Origin of the sequence: Janthinobacterium algoris, assembly GCF_051380935.1 — a bacterium.
Classification (GTDB): Bacteria; Pseudomonadota; Gammaproteobacteria; order Burkholderiales; family Burkholderiaceae_D; genus Janthinobacterium.
Genome location: NZ_JBNYXZ010000007.1, coordinates 161,762 through 179,376, shown reverse-complemented (window position 1 = coordinate 179,376; position 17,615 = coordinate 161,762). Strand labels below are relative to the sequence as shown.

Sequence of the window (17,615 nt, the reverse complement as noted above, 5' to 3'; positions counted from 1 at the left end):
GGTGGCGCCCCGAGAGTGATGAATGCACACTACAACAATGAATTATCGCACGGCTATCGTCTCTACTCTGGCTGATATTGGCGAAGCGGCCTGGTCTGAACTCTTGGCAAGCCAGGCGGACGCGAATCCCTTCCTTTCCTACGCCTTTCTGCACGCACTGCACGAGTCCGGTTGCGCCAGCGCGGACACGGGCTGGCAGCCGAATTACCTGGTGCTATGGCAAGGCGAGACCCTGGCCGCCGCCCTGCCCCTGTACCTGAAGCTGCACTCGTATGGCGAATACGTGTTCGACTGGGCCTGGGCCGAGGCGTATCAGCAGCATGGCCTTGAATATTACCCGAAACTGTTGTCCGCGATACCGTTTACGCCCGTCAGCGGCGCGCGCTTGCTGGCACGCGATGGCGAGGCGCGCGCCGCCCTGCTGGCCTTCCTGCAGGCACAGCAGCAAGCCAGCACCGTCTCGTCCTGCCACATCCTGTTCCCGCCGGAAAGCGAAGCGCGCCAGCTGGAGCAAGCCGGCTACCTGATGCGTAGTGGCGTGCAGTTTCACTGGCTCAATCCCGGCTACACGAATTTCGAGCAATTCCTCGCCACCCTGGAACACAAGAAGCGCAAGAATATCCGCGCCGAGCGGCGCAAGGTACAGGAAGCGGGCGTGACGCTGCGCCAGGTGCGCGGCGTGGAGGCGACGTACGCCGACTGGCAACTGTTCCATCGCTGCTACAGCAATACCTATGCGGAACACCGCTCGTCGCCCTATCTATCGCTGGACTTCTTCCGGCGCATCGGTGCCAGCATGCCGCAGAACATCCTGCTGGTGATCGCCGAACGCGAAGGCCGGGCCATTGCCGCCTCGCTGGTGATCCACACGTCCCACACCCTGTATGGCCGCTACTGGGGCGCGCTCGAACACGTGCCCTGTTTGCATTTCGAGACGGCGTACTACCAGCCGCTGGAATTTTGCATCGCCAACGGCATCGCCACCTTCGAAGGGGGCGCGCAGGGCGAGCACAAGATGGCGCGGGGCTTCCTGCCGCAAAAGACCTGGTCCGCCCACTGGCTGGCCCACCCGGCCTTTGCCGACGCCGTGCAACGCTTCCTTGAGCGCGAGCGGGGCGGCATCGATGCCTACCTTGATGAATTGAATGAACACAGTCCGTTTCGCGCATAAAAAAACGCTCCCGGCCATGGCTGGCGGGGAGCGTTTTTTTACTGGGTGCTCTTATGCTTTTTCAGCATCTTTCTTGAACGCGGCAACGCCGTTCAGAATTTCTTCCTTGGCCACGTCAGGACCATACCAGCCGTCGATCTTGACCCATTTGCCTTTTTCCAGATCTTTGTAGTGCTCAAAGAAATGCTGGATCTGGCGCAAGCGCAGTTCGTTCAAGTCTTCCGGCTTTTGCCAGTGGCTGTAGATCGACAGGACCTTGTCGACTGGCACGGCCAGCACTTTAGCGTCTTCGCCCGACTCATCGGTCATTTTCAGCACGCCGATAGGGCGGCAGCGCACGACCACGCCTGGAATCAGCGGAAACGGGGTGATGACCAGCACGTCGACCGGGTCGCCGTCCGGCGACAGGGTGTTAGGCACATAGCCATAGTTGCACGGGTAATGCATGGCGGTACCCATGAAGCGATCGACGAAAATCGCGCCGCTTTCCTTGTCGACTTCGTACTTGATCGGATCGGCATTCATCGGGATTTCGATGACGACGTTGAAATCGTTCGGCAGGTCGCGGCCGGAAGAGACGTTATTCAAACTCATGGGGTTCCTCATTAGCGGATTGTGTTTTAACCGCGTAATTATAGCGAAGTACAGGCAGTTTGTGCGATGCAGCAGCGGCCCGCCTGCGTTTTGTGCCTCACGCCAACAACAATGCCATGCACGGCCCGCACTATGCAGATCGCGAGACAAGCATCGCAAAGTTTGGTCGTTCAGAAGGCTTGCTGCTTCTTTTCACACATTCCTATTTATGGCAGTACGGAGTGCATAAGAGACGTTACGTAGTTTGCTTGCCGTCAACCTTGTATTCGCAATCGAGTACGCGACAGGTCATCATCGTTGTTCAACGCGGCAATGGTTGGGCTTGTGTCTGAATGGCGGACCTGACCCTGCCACCCTGCCACCTCCACATAATCCGTGGTGCCATGGTTCAACTCACGGGAGGCCCACCAGAATTTGCAGCAATAGATCAAGCCCCGGCGGGTGACTTGCCGGGGCTTTTTTCGTGGTACGCCTGGCATGGACGCAGCACGAAAAAAGCCGTTCAGTCTGCACTGAACGGCTTTTTTACGTCTGGAGAAACAGCTTACTAACTGGCTTACAGGATGGTGGCCAGCGCGCACTGCCGGTAATGCGCGGCGGCCTGTTCCGTCTGCTGCAAGGCATCGTGCATCTGCGCCAGCTTCAGGTGGGCATCGCGCACCATTTGCGGCTCGTTCGCGTCGGACAAAGCTTGCTCCAGGTGACGCTGGGCCTTGCCCCAGAGTTTTTGCTTGAGGCACAAGGTACCCAGGGTCAGGGCCAGTTCCGCGTCCAGCGGACGCTGTTTCATCCATTGCTCGCAATGCTCGATCTGCAGCAACAGGGCCGGCGTGCCACTTGGGGCCGCCGCTTCGCGGTAGGCGCGCACGACGCGGTCGTCCCAGTCGGCGGCCAGCGATTCTTCGCACACGAGGCGCGCTTCGTCATGCAGGCCGCGCGCATTCAGGGCCGTGGCGGCGCGGCAGGCGATGTACGGCTTCACCCGGTCGCTGCTTGGCACGGTAGACCACACGCGCATCAAGGATTCAGCGTCATGCGATGGGTCGGACAGCAAATGCTCGTAGGCCAGTTCGCGCAGGCGCGACGACAGGGCCGGATGCAGGGCGCGGTGCTTGTCGAGCGAACGCACGAGGCGCAGCACTTCCGGCCAGTTCTTCGCCTGCTGCTCGGCTTTCAACGACCATTGCAGGGCGTGGATATGGCGCGTGCCGCTGGCATTGAGTTCGCGCACGGCGGCCAGGGCCGCTTCCGGCTGGTGGTCGTCGACCAGCAATTCCGTCACCGTCATCAGACGGGCCGTCTTCAGACTGGCATCGCCTTCGACACGGGCCAGCCAGCTGTCGCGGCGCTCGGACTGGCGCATGCGGTGCGCGGCGCGCGCGCCGATCAGCGCGGCCAGGCCGGCGTTTTCTTCCAGTTCAGCGGCGCGCAAGGCGGCCTTCTCGGCATGGCCGAAACGGCCTTCGAACAGGGCTTTCAAGGCTTCGCGCAAGCCCTTGTTGCCATCGCGCTCACGCTTGCGCTGGCGGTAGGCCGCCACTTGCGCCGGCATGCGCACGGTGGCGCGCACGGCGCGCACCAGCAGGTACAGCAGCACGAACAGCACCACCTGCAGCAACAGGAAGAAGTTCAGCGACAAGTCGATGCGGTAAGGTGGATAGAACAGCACCACGTTGCCGGGGTTGAAACGGGCCGTCACGGCGATACCGATCGCTGCGGCCATCAGGGCGAGTAACCAGAGAAATAGACGCATGGGCTCAGGACTTCGCTTTGTAGTTGCGCACAGCCGTCAGACTGTCGGACAAGGTTGGCATTTCGATGGCCAGGTTGCTGCCCTGCACTTGACGCAGCAAGGCTTGCGCCGTCTGCGTGCTCTTGGCGCGGGTGTCGAAATACTTGGCCAGCGCATCCTGCGCGGCGATCAGATCATTCCTAAAGGCGGTTTCATTGCGCGATAACAAAGCCATGCGGGCATTGAGCAGGCGCAGCTTGACGTTTTCACGCAAGAAATACGATTGCGTCGGCGACAGCATCAGCGCTTCCGGCGTATCGACACGGCGGATGCGGATCAACTGACGCACGTCGGCCCACATGTCGCCGCTCCAGGTATTGAAGCCGTCGCGCACTTTTTGCAGCAGCGGTTCCGGTGCCGGTGGACCCACCAACTTGCCGCTAGCATCGCGCACTGGCTTGGCCTTGCCCGGTTTTTCCGGCGCGGCCGGCAAGGCCGGCGTTTCGTCGGACAGCATCGGCAGGGCGTCGACCTGAGCGATCACGGCATCGAGGCGCAAGGCCACGCCCGTCGAATCGACGCTGGGCAAAGCCTTGAGTTTTTCCATGTCGCGCCCGATGGCGCGGCGGATGGTGATGAATTGCGGCTTGTCCGAGCGCGACAGGCTGCGGTCCGCATTTTGCAGCGCGATCAGCGCGCCGGGCACGTTGCCGGCCAGTTGCAGCTGCTGGCTGGCCGTCGACAGTACTTGCTCGATTTCCGTCAGCGCCCACTCGTCGCGGTTCTTCGACAAGTCGTTATACAGTTGTTCCAGGGCCAGCTGCTGGCTTTGCGTTTCGCTCTGGCGGTTTTCCAGCGCGCCCACCTTGATTTCCAGCTCTTTCGTGCCTTCTTGCACGTTGCGCGCCAGCACGCCCGTTTCGGCGTTGCTGACATCGCCCTTTTGCAGACGCTTGGCCACTTCTTCGCGCAGGTTGCGGATTTGCTTGCTGGTCGACCAGCTTTGCGCAGCCAGCAGCACAGCCAGCACGATGACGGCAATGCTCATGGGCTTTTGCAGCTGTTCGAGCAGGCTAGTCGCGCGGCCAGCGGGTTGGTCGGCCGCCTGCGGCGCCGTCTTCACGGCGCTGCCAGGCGTTGCATTCGGTTCGGAGAGTGTAGGCATTTCGTTCATGATCGTGATTGTAACGCGGCAAGCACTCCTGCGTCGCCTGATCCTGTCAAGGTGACACGGGCAAAACCCAGGGCCGCCGCCGTTTGTGCAATGCGGGCGTGCAGCACGATCAGATGCTGCTGTTGCATTTTCACAACAGCTATCTTTTTGCCATCCAGTTCCTCGAGCAGCGCCAGTAAACCGCGCAGCGCTTCCGAGCTGGTGATGATCCAGTCATTATTATGCTGCAACAACTTTTCCAGGGTCGCCCGCAAGGCCGGCGTCAGCGTTGGTACCTTGCGGCGGTAGGCTGTGACGAACTCGACTTCGGCACCGGCGGCGCGCAAGCCGTCGGCCAGGTAATCGCGTCCGCCATCGCCGCGCACGATCAGCACGCGCTTGCCGCGCAGGGCCGGCAAGTCCAGTGCCAGCAGCAAATGTTCGGAATCGCTGCGCGCCGTGTCGAGCGGACTGGTGATGGTCGCGTTGGCATCCGTGACGCCATGCACTCCCAATGCCAGGCGGCTGCCCTCGCCCACCACGGCCAGCGGCAGGCCGGAGGGCCAGGCGGGCAGGTGCGCAAAGACGCAGTCGATGGCATTGGGCGAGACAAACGCCACCAGGTTGTACTCCCCCAGGCGCGCCAGCACGGCTTGCAACTGCGCGCATTCCTCTTCGCCGTCAAGCGCGTGGATTTCCAGCAACGGCAGCAAGGTCACGGGCCAGCCCAGCGCCGCGATTTTGGCGGCCAGCGGCCCCGCTTGCGCCGCGGGCCGCGTGATCACCACGGTGTCAGGCATGCGGCGCCAAGCCTTCATGGTTGTCGGGCGTGACGGCACACGAGGCGAGGATGCCGGCAGCGTCTTGTCCACGCAGCAGTTCGGCCACCTGTTCGCCCAGCTGTTCCGGCGCAACGGCCGGGCCACTGACATCGGCGCTGGCCATGCGCGCGCCGTCGGGCGTGGCGACCATGGCGCGCAAACGCATCTGTTCGCCATCGATTGTTGCGAACGCGGCCAGTGGAATCTGGCAGCTGCCGCCGAAGATCTTCGACACCTTGCGTTCGGCCGTCACGGCTTGGGCCGTGGCCATGTGATTCAACGGCGCCAGCAGGCGTACCAGGTCGGCGCCATCGACGCGCCCGCTGCGGATCTCGATCGCCATGGCGCCTTGCCCGGCGGCCGGCAAGCTGTCTTCCGGCGCCAGCACGGCGCGGATGCGCGACGCCAGGCCCAGGCGTTTCAAGCCGGCGGCAGCCAGGATGATGGCGGCGTAATCACCACGGTCCAGCTTGCCCAAACGCGTATCGAGGTTGCCGCGCAGGGGCAAAATCGTCAGGTGCGGATAGCGCGCGGCGATCAGCGACTGGCGGCGCAAGCTGCTGGTGCCGACAACGGCGCCATGCGGCAACTCGGCCAGGCTGGCGTAATCGTTCGAGACGAACGCGTCGCGCGGGTCTTCGCGCTCGAGGATGGCGGCCAGGGCAAAGCCATCCGGCAACTCCATCGGCACGTCTTTCAACGAATGCACGGCCAGGTCGGCGCGGCCTTCTTCCATTGCCACCTCCAGTTCCTTGACGAACAGGCCCTTGCCGCCTACCTTGGACAGGGCGCGGTCCAGAATCTGGTCGCCGCGTGTGGTCATGCCGAGAATTTCAACGCTACACTGCGGATACAGGGCGGCCAGGCGTGCGCGCACGTGTTCAGCTTGCCACATGGCAAGACGGCTCTCGCGCGTGGCGATCACCAGTCGGGCGGGAATCTTGAGCTTCAATTCGTTCGGCGTCAATTCGTTCGAGGTCAATTCGGATGCTTTCAAAACAAGTTCTTTCGCTGTCATTGTCATTGTGGTTGCGATTGTCATTGCGATTATCATTGCGATTGGCGTTGCCAATTCGCCCGTCCGATATCATTTTGTATCGAAATGGCGCCAAGCGTCGCTATAATCGTTATCCCTTTGCCTAGAAGGCCAAGTCAGGCTAGCGTCCATGTTGAAGACTACAAATTTTATCATGCGCCCCCTCCCCTCTGCGGCCAAACGCCCGGTGCGATCCACATTCCCTTGCTTTTACACTTACTTTGGTTCTTTATTATGCTCAATGACGCAGTAGCACCAGAAATAGTTACAGCGGCCGGCTCCGACAAGGACGCGCCGCTGAAAGAAGATATCCGCCTGCTGGGCCGCCTGCTGGGCGACGTGCTGCGCGAACAGGAAGGCGACGCCGTCTTCAATGTGGTGGAAACCATACGTCAGACGTCCGTGCGCTTCCGCCGCGAAGCGGACGCGGGCGCCGCGCTGGAACTCGACGCCATGCTCAAGGAACTGAGCCGCGAACAGACGATTTCCGTGGTGCGCGCCTTTTCCTACTTTTCGCACCTGGCCAACATTGCGGAAGATCAACACCACATCCGCCGCCGCCGCGCCCACCTGCTGGCCGGCTCGCCGGCGCAAAAGGGCAGCGTCAGCTTCGCGCTGAAAAAACTGCGCGCCGCCGGCGTGCCCCGCAAGACCGTCGACACCTTCTTCCAGGACGCGCTGATCGCCCCCGTGCTGACGGCCCACCCGACGGAAGTGCAGCGCAAGAGCATACTCGACGCCGAGCACGACATCGCCCGCCTGCTGGCCGAGCGCGACTTGCCACAGACGCCGAAAGAACGGCAAGCCAACATGCAACTGCTGCGCTCACGCGTCTCCACCCTGTGGCAGACGCGCATGCTGCGCTACTCGAAGCTGACGGTGGCCGACGAGATCGAAAACGCCCTGTCCTACTACCGCATCACCTTCCTGCGCGAACTGCCGGGCCTGTATGACGATATCGAAGACGATATCGCCGCCGAATACCCGAATGGCGACGGCACCATCGAACCGATCAACGCCGCCTACGTACAGATGGGCAGCTGGATCGGCGGCGACCGCGACGGCAACCCCAACGTCAACGCCGGCACCATGCAGCATGCGCTGGCGCGCCACGCCACCACCATCCTCGACTTTTACCTCGACGAAGTGCACACGCTTGGTGCGGAATTGTCCGTCTCGACCCTGATGGTGGGCGTGAGCGCCGAACTGCAAGCGCTGGCCGACCAGTCGCCGGACGCCTCGCCACACCGCAGCGACGAACCGTACCGCCGTGCCCTGATCGGCATCTATGCGCGCCTGGCCGCCACGGCGCGCGCGCTGGGCGCCACCAACATCCTGCGCAAGGAAGTGGGGCCGGCCGCCGCCTATCCCGACGCGGCCGCGTTTGTCGCCGACTTGCGCACCATCGTCGCCTCGCTCGAATCGCACCACGGCGCGGCGCTCGTGCGCCCGCGTCTGGCCACCCTGGCGCGCGCGGCCGACATCTTCGGCTTCCACCTGGCGTCGCTGGACATGCGCCAGACGTCCGACGTGCACGAAAGAGTGCTGGCCGACTTGTTCGCGAAAAGCGGCGTGGCCGCCGACTACACGGGCCTGTCCGAGGAAGACAAGCAAGCGCTGCTGCTGAACGAACTGGCACAGCCGCGCCTGCTGTACTCGCCCTACATCGGCTACGCCACGGAAACCGATTCCGAGCTGGCGATCCTGCGCGCGGCGCGCGACATCCGCCAGCGCTACGGCGCGCGGGCCATCCGCAACTACATCATTTCGCACACGGAAACCGTGTCCGATTTGCTGGAAGTGTTGCTGCTGCAAAAGGAAACGGGCTTGCTGCGCACCGATTGGAAGGTAGGCGGCGAAGGCGACAGCACCTGCGAGCTGATGGTCATCCCCCTGTTCGAGACCATCCCCGACCTGCAGCGCGCGGCCGGCATCATGAGCCAGGTCATGGCCTTGCCGTTGGTCAAGCAATTGATCGCCAAGCAGGGACAGTTGCAGGAAGTCATGCTCGGCTATTCCGATTCAAACAAGGATGGCGGCTTCCTGACCTCGAACTGGGAACTGTACAAGGCGGAACTGGCGCTGGTGTCCGACTTCCAGAAGGCCGGCGTCAAGCTGCGCCTGTTCCATGGCCGTGGCGGCACTGTGGGCCGCGGCGGCGGACCCAGCTACGAAGCCATCCTGGCGCAGCCGCCGGGCACCGTCAACGGCCAGATCCGCCTGACGGAACAGGGCGAAATCATCGCCTCGAAGTTTTCCAACGCAGAAATCGGCCGGCGCAACCTGGAATTGCTGGTGGCCGCCACCCTGGAAGCGAGCCTGGCGCCGCAGGCGGCCAATCCCGCGCACGCGAGCCAACTGGCGCAGTTCGAAGACGTGATGGCGCAGCTGTCGGACCTCGCCTACCACGCCTACCGCCACCTGGTGTATGAAACGCCGGGTTTTACCGAGTATTTCTTCTCGGCCACGCCGATTGCGGAAATCGCCGAACTCAACCTCGGTTCACGCCCCGCCTCGCGCAAGGCCAACCAGCGCATCGAAGACTTGCGCGCCATTCCCTGGGGCTTTTCCTGGGGCCAGTGCCGCTTGCTGCTGCCGGGCTGGTTCGGCTTCGGCAGCGCCATCGAGGCGTGGATCAACGATGACGCGGGCGCCGCGAAAGATGACAAGATCGCCACCCTGCGCGCCATGTACGCCGAATGGCCCTTCTTTGCCACGCTGCTGTCGAACATGGACATGGTGCTGGCCAAGACGGACCTGGCGATTGCCTCGCGCTATGCGGAACTGGTGGCAGACCAGGACTTGCGCGAACGCATCTACAAAAGCATCACAGACGAGCATGGCAACACCTTGCGCTGCCTGGAGCTGATCACTGGCAACACCGAGCGCCTGGCGGGCAATCCGCTGCTGGCCCGTTCGATCCAGAACCGCTTCGCCTATCTCGATCCGCTGAACCACTTGCAGGTGGAATTGATCAAGCGCAACCGCGCCCTGTCGGCGGAAAGCAAGATCGACGAAAGGGTCCACCGCGGCATCCAGCTGTCCATCAATGGCGTGGCGGCGGGCCTGCGCAACACGGGCTGATCGCGTCAGGCTACCTTTGGCAGGCAGGGGCCGGCACCGCAAGGGCCGGCCCTTTTGCTTGCTCGATGGCAAAATATTCTCAAGAAAGCAACAATTGGTATTACACTAGCGGTTGACACCTTTCCCACTGCGGCCTCATGCGCACCGCAGCGGCCAACCATGACGCCAGGGACGCGGATGAGCAAATGGTCGATTGAAACACTGGGCGCGGCATGCGCCGCCCTTATCCTGATCATGCTGGGCTGGGTGGCCGGCGTGGCCTGGCAAGAGCTCGACTTCTGGGAGCATGTCTGGCTGGCCTTGCTGCTGGCCGCTGCCGCCGGCGCGGTCATCTGGCTCATGCGCAAGCTGCGCAGCCACCTCGCCATGACGCGCGCGCAGCTCGACGAAAGCCTCATGCGCTACCAGCACCTGAGCGAAACGGCGCAGGACGGCATGTGGCAAACGGATGCGCACGGCCGCATCCTGTACGTCAACCAGCGCCTGTGCGACATGCTGGGCGTTCCCGCCGAACATCTGCTGGACCACTCCATGGACGAATTCCACGACGAGGCCACCTTGCTGCGCCTGTGTCCGCTGCGCCAAACGGTGAAGGATAGCTGCATGGGCGAACTGCAGTACCGGCATGGCGACGGCACGGAGCGCTGGGCAATGCTCAGCGGACGCCGCCTGTACGACCGGCACGGCAGCTTGACAGGCGCACTGGTCATGGCCAGCGACATCACGGAACATAAGCGGGCCGAGCACGCGTTGAGCCTGGCCCATGCGGAGCTGGAAAGCCGCGTGGCCCTGCGCACGGCCCAGCTGCTCGATGTCAATCTCCAGTTGTCCGCGGAAATCGCCATGCGCGCGCAAACGGAAGCGGCCCTGGCGCGTAGCGAAGAGCGGCTGCAGGACATCATTTCCATGATGCCCCTGTCGCTGTTCCTGAAAGATGCCGATTCGCGCATGCTGCTGATGAACCAGGCCTGCGAGCAGCAATGGGGCGTGCAATTCCAGGATATCGCCGAAGGACGCGACGTGCAGCACTTTCCTGCGGACCAGACGCAGGGATTCCACGCGGCGGACCAGGAGGCGTTTGCCAGCCGCAAGGTGGTGATCCGCGAAGAACTGGTGTGGAATGCGCGGCTGCAGGAAAACCGTCTGCTGCAGACGCATAAAAAACCCATCTTCGATGCACAAGGCCGGCCGCAGATGATCATCGCCATGGGCATCGACATCACGGAAAGCAAGCGCAACGAGGAAAACCTGCAGCGCACCCTGGCCCAGCTGCGCGAACTGACCGACCACCAGCAGACCATCAAGGAAGAGGAAAGGCGCCGCATCGCGCTCGACATTCATGACGACCTGGGCCAAAACCTGATGGTGCTGCGCATCGACGTGTCGCTGCTGCACGCGCGCACGGCTAAGACCCACCCGCGCCTGCACCGTCATGCGCAGCGCGTGCTCGACACCATCGACGCCACCATCCGCTCGGTGCGCACCATCATCAATGACTTGCATCCCAGCGCGCTGGCGCTGGGACTGGGCCCGGCAGCCGAATGGCTGATCCGCCAGATGGAGGGCCGTGGCGCCATCCGCTACCGGCTCACGCTCGACAGCGAGGCGCCCGACCTGGGCCTGGACCAGCGCCAGACGTCGGCCATCTTCCGCGTGCTGCAGGAATCGCTGTCGAACATCGTGCGCCACGCCCAGGCCAGCGAAGTGGAAGTGGCGCTGGCGCAAGATACGGACGCCATCGTGCTGCGCATCAGCGACAACGGCATCGGCATGCAGCCGGGCGACCACGGCAAGCGGACCGCCTTCGGCCTGAAAAGCATACGCGAACGTGTCCACGCGCTGGGCGGGGAACTGCGCATCGACAGCCAGGCGGGCCGGGGCACGGCGCTGGCCATCCACCTGCCGCAGCAGGCAGCCGCGCCAGCCAATAATGACGAAATACAAAAATTACTAAAAAAAGTAGTAAATTAGGTATGTATTTATGCCATAAAAAAGTATAGTAAGTTTTTTCTTTGAGGAAACTATCATGCCGCCACGGTTCGCCTGCTTTCCCGCTCCACTGCTCGGCCTGCTCCTGCTAGCCGCCGTTCCCAGCTCCAGCGCCACCATCAATGCCGAACGCGGCTTTGGTGAAAAAGATGGCAATGGCAGCATCGCGTCCGACCTGAACCCGGCCGGCCTGGTGGCCGGCATCATCATGGAGGAAGAAGGACGGCGCCGCGCCGTGACCTATCAGCATGGCCGCATCCGCGAACTGGGCACCCTGGGTGGCAATGAAGGTTTCACCAAGGCCATCAATACCCATGGCGTGGTGGTGGGCTCGGCGCAGACGCCCAGTGGCGCCTGGCATGCATTCCGCTTTGAAGCAGCGGGCGGCATGCGCGACCTGGGCACCCTGGGCGGCACCAGCAGCTATGCCACGGCCATCACGCGCGGCGGCTCGATTGCCGGCTATGCCGATACCAGCGGCGGCGATTTCCACGCCTTTGTCACGAAAGCCGACCACAGCCTGCAGGACCTGGGCACCCTGGGCGGCGCCAGCAGCTATGCCAGCGGCCTGAACAACCATGGCGTGGTGGTGGGCACGGCGCAGCGCGGCGACGGCTACCGCCGCGCCTTCGTCTACCGCCCCGGCACGGGCATGCAGGAAATCGGCACTCTGCCCGGCGGACGCATCAGTTCAGCCACCGCCATCAATGACGCTGGCCTGATCGTGGGCGCTTCGGAAACGGCGAAGCGCCGCTGGCACGCCTTTGCCTGGGACGGCAAGCGCATGCTCGACCTGGGCGCCCTGATCGGTCAGGGCGACAGCTACGCCACGGCCGTCAACGCGGCCGGACATGTCGTCGGCAGCGTCAATATCAACGGCTTTGAACCGATGACCTTTGTCTACAAGGAAGGCGTGATGACGGTGCGCCGGCGCGACGACGGCCTGTACCTGACCAACAAGATCACCGATGCGGGCCTGGTGGTCGGCGCCATCTATACGGGACATAAATTCCAGGCCTTCGCCGTACCGTCGCAAGCGGCTCCCGCACCGCACCGCAGCAATCCATTGGACTGGCTGGTGATCACCATCCTCATCTCCGCCAGCGGCGTGGTGCTGTACAAATTGCAGCGCAACTATCGCATGGGCCTGCTGGGAGCGCGTACCCGTTCTATGTAGGCAAGGCACGCGACGGACGTAAAAAAAGAGGCTTGCGCCTCTTTTTTCTTGCCAAATGCTTAGTCGCGCACTTAGTTTTGCGTCAGGAACGTCTTCAACTTGTCCGAACGCGAAGGCTGGCGCAGCTTGCTCATGGCTTTCGCTTCGATCTGGCGGATACGCTCGCGCGTCACGTCGAACTGCTTGCCCACTTCTTCCAGCGTGTGGTCGTTCGACATTTCCACGCCGTAACGCATGCGCAGCACTTTCGCTTCGCGCGGCGTCAGCGAATCCAGCACTTCCTTGATCACGTTGCGCATCGACGCGTGCAATGCGGCGTCCAGCGGTGCCAGGGTGGTGTTGTCTTCGATGAAGTCGCCCAGTTGCGAATCGCCATCTTCGCCCATCGGCGTTTCCATGGAAATCGGCTCTTTGGCGATCTTCATGATCTCGCGCACCTTGTTTTCCGGCATTTCCATCTTGACGGCCAAGGTCGCCAAGTCCGGCTCGCTGCCCGTTTCCTGCATGATCTGGCGCGAGATGCGGTTCATCTTGTTGATCGTTTCGATCATGTGCACCGGCACGCGGATGGTGCGGGCCATGTCGGCGATCGAACGCGTGATGGCCTGACGGATCCACCAGGTGGCGTAGGTCGAGAATTTGTAGCCGCGGCGGTATTCGAATTTATCGACTGCCTTCAGCAAGCCGATGTTGCCTTCCTGGATCAAGTCGAGGAATTGCAAGCCGCGGTTGATGTATTTCTTGGCGATCGAGATGACCAGACGCAAGTTGGCGACCGTCATTTCGCGTTTCGCATGACGCGCACGCTTTTCGCCGGCCGCCATCTGCTTGTTGATCTTGCGCAAGTCAGCCAGCGGCAGTGCCACGCGCGCTTGCAGGTCGATCATCTTTTTTTGCAGTTCCTTGACGGCAGGCACGTTGCGGCTGAGGATGGCGCTGTACGGATACTTGCAATCGACTTCGCGGTCGACCCATTCCAGGTCGCATTCATTACCCGGGAACACCTTGATGAAGTGGGCGCGCGGCATGCCGCATTTGTTCACGCACAGCTCCAGCACGGCGCGCTCGATGTGGCGCACTTCTTCCATCTGGCCACGCAGCGTGTCGCACAACTTTTCCACGACCTTGGCCGTGAAGCGGATGCCCAGCAATTCCTGCGAGATGGCTTCCTGCGCCTTGATGTAGGCTTTCGAGTTGTAACCCTCGGGCGCCTTGCGCATCTTGTCGTACTGCGTCGAAATGACGTTGAATTTCTCCAACGCATTCTTTTTCAGTTGCGCCAATTGCTCGCTGGAGAAACCGGCCGCGCCGCCATTGGCGTCGCCGTCTTCTTCCTCGGCTTCTTCTTCCTCTTCCTCGTCGTCACCGCTGGCGGCGACGGGCGCTGGGGCAGCGGCTGGTGCCGGGGCATTGCTTTCGTTCAAGTCAACAAAGCCATCGACCACTTCATCGACCTTGATTTCGTCGCGCGCGATTTTTTGCGACAGGGCAACGATTTCGCCGATGGTGGTGGGGCAGGCGGAAATCGCCTGGATCATGTCTTTCAAGCCGCCTTCGATGCGCTTGGCGATCTCGATCTCGCCTTCGCGCGTCAGCAGCGCCACGGCGCCCATTTCACGCATGTACATGCGCACGGGGTCGGTGGTGCGGCCGAAGTCGGAGTCGACGGTCGACAGGGCGGTAGCGGCAGCCGCTTCCACTTCATCGTCGCTGGTGACGGTGGCGACGTTGTCGGTCAACAACAAGCTTTCCGCGTCAGGGGCGCGCTCGTAGACAGCGATGCCCATGTCGTTGAAGGTGGCGATGATGCCTTCGATGGCTTCCGGATCGATGATGTTTTCCGGCAATTGGTCATTGATCTCGGCATAGGTCAGGAAACCGCGTTCCTTGCCCATATTGATCAAGCCCGTGATCTGCTTGCGGCGGCGTTCCAGGTCCGCTGCCGAGGCTTCCGGATCACCGAGCGCATCCGCCAGGCCGCCCTTGGCCTTGCGGTCGCGCGCTTTCGACACGGCCTTCAGTTCGGCGCGCTCGACGGCGTTGAGTGCAGCCACTTCATCGTTTTCCGGCGTAAATTCGCTTGGTTTGCGGCCACGGCGGCCCGGCACCTTGACGGTCGGCAAGAAGTAATTCGAGGTATCGATGGCGGCCAGGGCATCGGCGTCCGTGGTCTTGCTGACCACTTGCGCGCCGGTGATGATGGTCACGGGCGCCGCTTCGGGCTTGGCGCGCACGACTTTCGAACGGGCAGCCGTCACCACTTTATTCGTGGCGGCGCTTTCGCTAACCTTGCGTGGCGCGGCCGGGGCCTTGGCGCCAGGGGCGATCTTCACGCTTGGGGCCTTCGCCGATGCGGCGTCGGCGTCGGCGACCTCGGCAACGGCCTCCGCGTCTGGCGCGCTGACGGCCGCTTCCGCAGCCGACTCGGCCGGTGGCACGGCAGCCAGGCGCGAACGGCTTTTCTTTACCACGGTGACGACGGTGGGCGCCGTCGTGACGGTGGCTTCCGGATTCGCTTGCGCATTATCGATGAAGTAAGATAAAGTCGTTTTGGGTACGGCAAGTGGTGCCGCGGCTGGGCGTGGCGCCTTGGCGGACAACGTTAAAGTTTTTGGCGTATTCTTCATGAGATATCTCTTAATGCGAGACCAGATAGTGTCGGCGCGAAGTGAATGATTCCACCTAAGCCTGCGAAACCGGACTCGATGGAGCGTGTTGTTGCGGCTGCCGTCAAAGGCAGCGGCGCCTGTCTATCGGGACGTTCAAAGCCCGCGCATCCAGCGGCGGCGGGGCCGAAGCCGGGTCAGATAAATAAGCGATGTACATTGCGGAATGAAAAAAAGCCCGTACCAGAACGGGCTTGAATCTATTGTTGTTCAGTGAAGACACAGCGGAGAGCAAGATTATGCACGAAGGCCAGTTATCTGGATAATTGATAAGTAAAATATCTGATATCAAAAATATCAATAATGATGGCCCTGCACCGCACTGCTCCTATCCCCTGCACACCTGAGCCAGACCGTCAAATACTGAGTCCAGTCATCAGCGCAAGCCGACATTATACACATTTCCAGCATTTCGCGCTGCACGCACTGTAGTACGGCCCCGCTTATCTCAGCGCAAGTTGCCAAAAAAGACAATGCACTTGCCTGTGGCGCGTGCTATGCTCCCCTTTTATAGCCCAACCAATGATGTCGATGACCAGCTCCACGCCAGACCAGCAAGCCACCACTCCTGACACGCCAGTCGATGCAGCCCCAGCGGCCGCAGCGACCACGCCGGCACCTGCCGGCCTGACCGCGCGCGCCCTGCTGAAGCAGTTCCAGGAGCAATTCCCGCCATTCCGCGATTGCCTGCCCTTGTCGATCGGTATCGACAAGCAGATCCTGGCGCGCCTGCCGGATCTGGACCGCAAGCTGATGCGCACGGCACTGGGCATCCACACGGGTTCGCTGCGCTACCTGCGCATGATGGAAAAAGCCAAGGTACGCTACGACCTCGACGGCACGGCCGGCGCGGAAGTGACGCAAACGCACCGCGACCACGCCACGCAAGTATTGCAGCAGCGCTTCAAGAAAGAAGCCGAGCGCAAGAAAGCCGAGCGCGACGCGGCTGCCGCCGAAGAAGCGAGCCGTTTACGCCTGGAAAAACTGAATCAGCTGACCGCGAAATTCTCGCGCAAAGGCTGATCCGGTTTCATGGACACAGCTGCCGCATCGCCACTGCCCCCCTATCAAGGCATTGCACTCGACCACGTTAAGCTGGTACGCACCAGTGACGAAGCCAGGGCAGCCATGGCCGCCCTGCTGGCAGCGGACGCCATCGGCTTCGATACGGAATCGAAGCCGACGTTCGTCAAGGGAGAGTCCTCCACGGGGCCGCACCTGATCCAGCTGGCCACCGACGACATCGCCTACCTGTTCCAGGTGGGCGCCACGCCGCCCCTGGCTGAACTGAAAGCCATCCTTGAATCGACCACCACGCTGAAGGTGGGCTTTGGCCTGTCCGACGATGTCAAGCGCCTGCGCAACAAGCTGGGCATTGTTCCAGCTCAAGTGCTCGACCTGTCCGTGGCCCTGCGCGGCGGCCAGCGCAACGACCTGGGCGCCAAGACGGCCGTGGCCAAGTTCTTCGGCCTGCACTTGCAGAAGTCGAAAAAGATTTCCACCACCAACTGGGCGACGTCGCGCCTGACGGAAAAGCAGATCCTGTACGCGGCGGACGATGCGCAAGTCGCCCTGCGCGTGTACCGCCGCTGGATCGCCGACGGCGGCAAGGTAGCGCCGCAAAAAGCGTCGCGCGCCAGCACGCTGCCGGCCACGCCGCCCTCACCCGCCTGAGCCGGCGCGCCTTCCTGCAGCATCAGCAAGAGCAAGTCCATCGGTACCCACCGGCGGTCGTGCAGTGGTCGCACGAAACTGGCGCCACCACCACTGTGGCGCCCAACTTTGCCGCATTCCTGGCACTGCCGGGCCGCCTGGGATGAAACCCGGCAGCCGGCGCTGCCTTATTTGACGAGGCGCAAGGTCAAGGGATAGCGGTAGGTGATGCCATTGCTGGCCTTGACGGCCGCGACGATCGAGCACACCAGGTTGGCCAGCGCCACCACCCAGAACAGGAACAGGCCGATCAGCACGAACGACAGGATGAAGCAGGCGAAATACCAGATGATCAGGGTGATCTGGAAATTCAGCGCTTCGCGGGCGTTCTCGGCCGAGAATTTATCCGCATCATCTTTCTTGATCAAATAAATGATCAGCGGCGCCACCCAGCTGGTGAACAGGCCGCCAACATGGGACAGGATGGCGATCGTCGTATCTTGCGTACGAGCCACTTCCGGCTGCGTGTTATCCATTAT

General features: G+C 62.2%; 13 protein-coding genes. 6 read left to right on the top strand and 7 right to left on the bottom strand.

The annotated features are described in order from the left end of the window. Window positions 1-37: 37 nt before the first annotated feature. The gene (locus tag ACQ4W7_RS12745; protein ID WP_436531021.1) at window positions 38-1,171 is read left to right on the top strand and encodes a GNAT family N-acetyltransferase; all 1,134 of its coding nucleotides are present in this window, start codon (window positions 38-40) and stop codon (window positions 1,169-1,171) included. A gap of 51 nt (window positions 1,172-1,222) precedes the next feature. On the opposite strand, the gene ppa is transcribed toward ACQ4W7_RS12745, so the two are convergent. From ppa to hemC, 5 genes are all read right to left on the bottom strand, one after another. Continuing rightward, on the bottom strand, window positions 1,223-1,765 hold the full coding sequence (gene ppa, locus ACQ4W7_RS12740; protein ID WP_101480430.1) for an inorganic diphosphatase: 543 nt from the start codon (window positions 1,763-1,765) through the stop codon (window positions 1,223-1,225). Window positions 1,766-2,321: 556 nt separating this feature from the next. Next, window positions 2,322-3,518, bottom strand: coding sequence for a heme biosynthesis protein HemY (locus ACQ4W7_RS12735; RefSeq protein WP_436530869.1), 1,197 nt, complete (start codon window positions 3,516-3,518; stop codon window positions 2,322-2,324). A 4-nt stretch (window positions 3,519-3,522) separates the two neighbouring features. Then, window positions 3,523-4,671 carry a uroporphyrinogen-III C-methyltransferase gene (locus tag ACQ4W7_RS12730; RefSeq protein WP_426072390.1) on the bottom strand — a complete coding sequence of 383 codons (1,149 nt, stop codon included), beginning with the start codon at window positions 4,669-4,671 and terminating at the stop codon, window positions 3,523-3,525. Beyond that, the gene (locus ACQ4W7_RS12725; protein WP_436530867.1) at window positions 4,668-5,450 is read right to left on the bottom strand and encodes a uroporphyrinogen-III synthase; all 783 of its coding nucleotides are present in this window, start codon (window positions 5,448-5,450) and stop codon (window positions 4,668-4,670) included. The genes ACQ4W7_RS12730 and ACQ4W7_RS12725 overlap by 4 nt, the downstream gene beginning before the upstream one ends. Then, the gene (hemC, locus tag ACQ4W7_RS12720) at window positions 5,443-6,423 is read right to left on the bottom strand and encodes a hydroxymethylbilane synthase (RefSeq protein WP_426072553.1); all 981 of its coding nucleotides are present in this window, start codon (window positions 6,421-6,423) and stop codon (window positions 5,443-5,445) included. Before hemC ends, ACQ4W7_RS12725 begins: the two co-directional genes overlap by 8 nt. A gap of 318 nt (window positions 6,424-6,741) precedes the next feature. Between hemC and ppc the strand changes: the two genes are divergently transcribed. From ppc to ACQ4W7_RS12705, 3 genes are all read left to right on the top strand, one after another. Beyond that, window positions 6,742-9,591 (top strand): phosphoenolpyruvate carboxylase, encoded by a 2,850-nt coding sequence (gene ppc / locus ACQ4W7_RS12715; protein WP_426072392.1) that lies wholly within the window; start codon window positions 6,742-6,744, stop codon window positions 9,589-9,591. 177 nt (window positions 9,592-9,768) lie between these two features. Next, window positions 9,769-11,562 carry a PAS domain-containing sensor histidine kinase gene (locus ACQ4W7_RS12710; protein ID WP_436530864.1) on the top strand — a complete coding sequence of 598 codons (1,794 nt, stop codon included), beginning with the start codon at window positions 9,769-9,771 and terminating at the stop codon, window positions 11,560-11,562. A 55-nt stretch (window positions 11,563-11,617) separates the two neighbouring features. Further along, a complete protein-coding gene (locus ACQ4W7_RS12705; RefSeq protein ID WP_436530862.1) occupies window positions 11,618-12,757 on the top strand; it encodes an HAF repeat-containing protein in 1,140 nt (379 codons plus the stop codon). 71 nt (window positions 12,758-12,828) lie between these two features. Here the strand turns inward: ACQ4W7_RS12705 and rpoD are convergent, their stop codons facing one another. After that, the gene (gene rpoD / locus ACQ4W7_RS12700) at window positions 12,829-15,384 is read right to left on the bottom strand and encodes an RNA polymerase sigma factor RpoD (RefSeq protein ID WP_436530860.1); all 2,556 of its coding nucleotides are present in this window, start codon (window positions 15,382-15,384) and stop codon (window positions 12,829-12,831) included. A gap of 561 nt (window positions 15,385-15,945) precedes the next feature. On the opposite strand from rpoD, the gene ACQ4W7_RS12695 reads away from it, so the two are divergent. Continuing rightward, the gene (locus ACQ4W7_RS12695) at window positions 15,946-16,446 is read left to right on the top strand and encodes a ProQ/FINO family protein (protein WP_426072396.1); all 501 of its coding nucleotides are present in this window, start codon (window positions 15,946-15,948) and stop codon (window positions 16,444-16,446) included. 9 nt (window positions 16,447-16,455) lie between these two features. Further along, window positions 16,456-17,097 (top strand): 3'-5' exonuclease, encoded by a 642-nt coding sequence (locus ACQ4W7_RS12690; RefSeq protein ID WP_426072397.1) that lies wholly within the window; start codon window positions 16,456-16,458, stop codon window positions 17,095-17,097. A 167-nt stretch (window positions 17,098-17,264) separates the two neighbouring features. Here the strand turns inward: ACQ4W7_RS12690 and ACQ4W7_RS12685 are convergent, their stop codons facing one another. Beyond that, window positions 17,265-17,612: a DUF4870 domain-containing protein gene (locus ACQ4W7_RS12685; protein ID WP_426072398.1), complete on the bottom strand. Its 348-nt coding sequence runs from the start codon at window positions 17,610-17,612 to the stop codon at window positions 17,265-17,267. Window positions 17,613-17,615 lie beyond the last annotated feature (3 nt).